The 1,440-nt window shown below is 47.3% G+C and carries 1 protein-coding gene; it reads left to right on the top strand.

The features are described 5' to 3' along the window. A partial coding sequence (gene asd / locus DWA01_RS08565; protein WP_268807711.1) for an aspartate-semialdehyde dehydrogenase occupies positions 1 to 1,188 on the top strand: 1,188 nt, incomplete at its 5' end. Positions 1,189 to 1,440 lie beyond the last annotated feature (252 nt).

Below are 1,440 nucleotides of genomic sequence, written 5' to 3'. Positions count from 1 at the left end.
CCACATCACAAATGGGTGAAGCTGTGGTTGCTGCCTTACAGGAGGCTTCTTAACATGGGTGAAAATACAAAGAGCATGAACGTTGGCCTGGTAGGCTGGCGTGGCATGGTGGGCTCGGTACTGATGCACCGTATGGAGCAGGAAGGGGATTTTGAACTCATTAACCCTACCTTTTTTACCACCTCGCAAAAAGGCCAGCCGGCTCCCGCTTTTGGAAAGGCTGAGGCAGGTCTATTGCAAGACGCATTAGATATCGATGTTCTTAAGCAGCAGGATGCCATTATTTCTTGTCAGGGTGGTGACTATACCAAGGCCGTGTATCAGAAATTGCGTGATGCTGGTTGGCAGGGTTACTGGATTGATGCGGCGTCTTCGCTGCGTATGGATGACAGTGCCATCATCGTGCTCGATCCGGTCAACATGAATGTCATCAAAGACGGCATAAAAAGCGGTGTTAAAACCTATGTGGGTGGTAACTGTACCGTCAGCCTTATGTTGATGGCATTGGGTGGTTTGTTTGAAAAAGACCTGGTGGAGTGGATTTCTCCCATGACCTACCAGGCTGCATCGGGTTCGGGTGCCAAACACATGCGTGAATTAATTTCGCAAATGGGTGCGGTACACGCGCAGGTGAAGGACAAACTTGATGACCCAGCGGCTGCCATATTGGACATTGATAAAAATGTAGCTGAGTTTATTCGTGGAGATGACTACCCCAATGATCAGTTTGGTGTGCCTTTGGCGGGCAGTTTGATTCCCTACATTGACTCCCAGCTAGAGTCTGGTCAAAGCCGTGAGGAATGGAAGGCGCAAGTTGAGGCCAATAAAATACTGGGTACTCAAGAAAGCCCCATGGCCATAGATGGCTTGTGTGTGCGCGTGGGGGCCATGCGTTGTCACAGTCAGGCCATGACCATTAAGCTCAAGAAAGATCTGCCCATTTCTGAAATCGAAAGTATTTTGGCGGCTGCCAACGACTGGGTGAAGGTGATTCCTGATAACAAGGAAGATACCATCAACGAGCTGACGCCGGCCAAAGTGACCGGAACACTGAGTGTGCCCGTGGGCCGTATTCGTAAATTGAATATGGGGCCTGAGTACATCTCTGCCTTTACGGTAGGTGATCAACTTCTTTGGGGCGCGGCCGAACCTTTGCGTCGTATGTTGAGAATCTTGCTGGCAAGCTAACTATTAGCTCAATAAATATCGGTGTAATCCCTTGATTCCACTGATATTTATTTGCCTTTTTAGTAAGAAATTATGATTAACCCGCAAAAAACAATTCGAAACCCCCTCCAGCCCTTATAAATATTGATAAATCCTTGATTTTACTTAATACTTAGCCGATTAATGACACATTCATATAAGAAAGTGTTTACACAGGGTTAGGTCGTTACACCCACGTTGGCCCGTGAAGCAAATATAAGATTACGGATACAT

It is taken from the genome of Candidatus Halocynthiibacter alkanivorans (assembly GCF_003333265.1).
Classification (GTDB): domain Bacteria; phylum Pseudomonadota; class Alphaproteobacteria; order Rhodobacterales; family Rhodobacteraceae; genus Halocyntiibacter_A; species Halocyntiibacter_A alkanivorans.
This window is presented reverse-complemented; position numbering and strand designations above follow the sequence as displayed.